This is a genomic window from Lysobacter sp. P5_B9 (assembly GCF_054049835.1).
Map to the genome: position 1 here is coordinate 2,501 of NZ_JBFULP010000011.1, position 3,140 is coordinate 5,640.

General features: G+C 54.1%; 2 rRNA genes (1 of these 2 cut by a window edge). Both read left to right on the plus strand.

The window, feature by feature from the left end:
• A 23S ribosomal RNA gene (locus ACXJJ9_RS16495) occupies window positions 1-2,862 on the plus strand; it begins 3 nt to the left of the window's first position.
• 110 nt (window positions 2,863-2,972) lie between these two features.
• Window positions 2,973-3,085, plus strand: a 5S ribosomal RNA gene (rrf, locus tag ACXJJ9_RS16500).
• Window positions 3,086-3,140: the final 55 nt, after the last annotated feature.

Consider the following 3,140-nt stretch of genomic DNA (forward strand, 5'->3'; position numbering starts at 1 on the left):
CAAGCGAATAAGCGCACACGGTGGATGCCTTGGCGGTCAGAGGCGATGAAGGACGTGGCAGCCTGCGAAAAGTGCGGGGGAGCTGGCAACAAGCATTGATCCCGCAATGTCCGAATGGGGAAACCCACCTCGCAAGAGGTATCGTTAGGTGAATACATAGCCTATCGAAGCGAACCCGGAGAACTGAAATATCTAAGTACCCGGAGGAAAAGAAATCAACCGAGATTCCCCCAGTAGTGACGAGCGAACGGGGAGCAGCCCTTAAGTTGAGTAAGGTTTAGCAAAACGAGTTGGAAAGCTCGGCCATAGACGGTGACAGCCCGGTATGCGAAAGACCTTATTCAATGAAATCGAGTAAGGCGGGGCACGAGAAACCCTGTCTGAATATGGGGGGACCATCCTCCAAGGCTAAATACTCCTGACCGACCGATAGTGAACCAGTACCGTGAGGGAAAGGCGAAAAGAACCCTGGTGAAGGGAGTGAAATAGACCCTGAAACCGTGTGCGTACAAGCAGTAGGAGCCCTTCGGGGTGACTGCGTACCTTTTGTATAATGGGTCAGCGACTTACTGTTCGTGGCGAGCTTAACCGTATAGGGGAGGCGAAGGGAAACCGAGTCTGATAAGGGCGCATAGTCGCGGGCAGTAGACCCGAAACCGGGTGATCTAGTCATGCCCAGGGTGAAGGTACCGTAACAGGTACTGGAGGCCCGAACCCACTCCCGTTGCAAAGGTAGGGGATGAGGTGTGATTAGGAGTGAAAAGCTAATCGAACCCGGAGATAGCTGGTTCTCCTCGAAAGCTATTTAGGTAGCGCCTCGCGTGAATCTTCTTGGGGGTAGAGCACTGTTATGGCTAGGGGGTCATTGCGACTTACCAAACCATGGCAAACTCCGAATACCAAGACAGACTGCGCGGGAGACACACGGCGGGTGCTAACGTCCGTCGTGAAAAGGGAAACAACCCAGACCCACAGCTAAGGTCCCAAATTTATCGCTAAGTGGTGAACGATGTGGAAAGGCACAGACAGCCAGGAGGTTGGCTTAGAAGCAGCCACCCTTTAAAGAAAGCGTAATAGCTCACTGGTCGAGTCGGTCTGCGCGGAAGATTTAACGGGGCTAAGCGATAAACCGAAGCTTGGGGTGCATCACTTTGTGATGCGCGGTAGAGGAGCGTTCCGTACGCCGTTGAAGGTGACTTGAGAAGGTTGCTGGAGGTATCGGAAGTGCGAATGCTGACATGAGTAACGATAATGCGGGTGAAAAGCCCGCACGCCGAAAGCCCAAGGTTTCCTTGCGCAACGTTAATCGACGCAGGGTTAGTCGGTCCCTAAGGCGAGGCAGAAATGCGTAGTCGATGGGAAGCTGGTTAATATTCCAGCACCTCGCGTAAGTGCGATGGAGGGACGGAGAAGGTTAAGCAGGCCGGGCGTTGGTTGTCCCGGTGAGAGAGTTGAGGCGGTCCCCTTAGGCAAATCCGGGGGGGCAACGTTGAGACTAAGGACGAGCCCATTAGGGCGAAGCTGCTGATATCACGCTTCCAGGAAAAGCTCCTAAGCTTCAGCTTACGCAGACCGTACCGTAAACCGACACAGGTGGGCAGGATGAGAATTCTCAGGCGCTTGAGAGAACTTAGGTGAAGGAACTAGGCAAAATAGTACCGTAACTTCGGGAGAAGGTACGCCCTCCATGGTTAATAGCTGAGGAGGGCCGCAGAAACCAGGCCGCTGCGACTGTTTATCAAAAACACAGCACTCTGCAAACACGAAAGTGGACGTATAGGGTGTGACGCCTGCCCGGTGCCGGAAGGTTAATTGATGGGGTCAGCCGCAAGGCGAAGCTCTTGATCGAAGCCCCGGTAAACGGCGGCCGTAACTATAACGGTCCTAAGGTAGCGAAATTCCTTGTCGGGTAAGTTCCGACCTGCACGAATGGCGTAACGACAGCGGCGCTGTCTCCACCTAAGACTCAGTGAAATTGAAATCGCTGTGAAGATGCAGCGTTCCCGCGGCAAGACGGAAAGACCCCGTGAACCTTTACTATAGCTTTACACTGAACGTTGAGTTCGTCTGTGTAGGATAGGTGGGAGCCTATGAAACCGAGGCGCTAGCTTCGGCGGAGGCAACCTTGAAATACCACCCTGATGTGCTTGACGTTCTAACTTAGGTCCGTAATCCGGATCGAGGACCGTGTATGGTGGGTAGTTTGACTGGGGCGGTCTCCTCCCAAAGTGTAACGGAGGAGCTCGAAGGTACGCTCAGCGCGGTCGGACATCGCGCACTGTGTGCAAAGGCATAAGCGTGCTTGACTGCAAGATCGACGGATCAAGCAGGTAGGAAACTAGGACTTAGTGATCCGGTGGTTCTGTATGGAAGGGCCATCGCTCAACGGATAAAAGGTACTCCGGGGATAACAGGCTGATACCGCCCAAGAGTTCATATCGACGGCGGTGTTTGGCACCTCGATGTCGGCTCATCACATCCTGGGGCTGTAGTCGGTCCCAAGGGTATGGCTGTTCGCCATTTAAAGTGGTACGCGAGCTGGGTTCAGAACGTCGTGAGACAGTTCGGTCCCTATCTGTCGTGGGCGTTGGAGATTTGAGAGGGGCTGCTCCTAGTACGAGAGGACCGGAGTGGACGAACCTCTGGTGTTCCGGTTGTCATGCCAATGGCACGGCCGGGTAGCTATGTTCGGAAGCGATAACCGCTGAAAGCATCTAAGCGGGAAGCGCGCCTCAAGATGAGATCTCCCGGGACACAAGTCCCCTAAAGGAACCATCAAGACCAGGTGGTTGATAGGCAGGGTGTGTAAGCGCAGCAATGCGTTGAGCTAACCTGTACTAATGATCCGTGTGGCTTGACCATATAACCTCAAGTGGCCTTAGGCTTGCGACGACGTCGTGACCTTCCAGGACCAACTTGCTACAATTCCCATCCCATGCAAGCAGGCGCTACAGCGCCGCTTCACCAGCTTGCTCAGTGACAATAGCGTTGTGGCACCACCCGTTCCCATCCCGAACACGGAAGTGAAACGCAACCGCGCCGATGGTAGTGTGCATCCGCATGCAAGAGTAGGTCATTGCTGAGCATTTATCCGAAGCCCCGGTCCAAAAGACCGGGGCTTCTTCTTTGCGTGGGAAAAA